Source organism: Bradyrhizobium sp. SHOUNA76 (genome assembly GCF_023006445.1).
In the GTDB taxonomy this organism is placed as follows: Bacteria; Pseudomonadota; Alphaproteobacteria; order Rhizobiales; family Xanthobacteraceae; genus Bradyrhizobium.
The window spans coordinates 1-223 of record NZ_JALBHA010001215.1 but is presented as its reverse complement, the minus strand read 5'-3'; the positions used below and the strand labels follow the sequence as shown (position 1 = coordinate 223).

Below are 223 nucleotides of genomic sequence, written 5' to 3'. Positions count from 1 at the left end.
GTCGGTTTCGTCAATCCGCATCAGCGGCTGACCGGATTTGACCTGCTCACCGACGTTCACCAGTCGCTCGACGATCTTGCCGGCGACGCGGAAACCGAGATTGCTTTCCACCCGCGCGCCGATGGTCCCGGTGAAACCGCGCTCGGATCCGCTGACCCGCGAGGCCGTGACCAGACGGACCATCGGGGGCTCCTGCCGGGGGTCGCTGACCGCCGAGGCTTCA

General features: G+C 66.8%; 1 protein-coding gene. It reads right to left on the bottom strand.

The genetic code is table 11. From position 1 onward, the window contains the following. On the bottom strand, nucleotides 1-223 hold a 223-nt coding region (locus tag MOV74_RS40565), incomplete at both ends, for a biotin/lipoyl-binding protein (protein WP_369010513.1).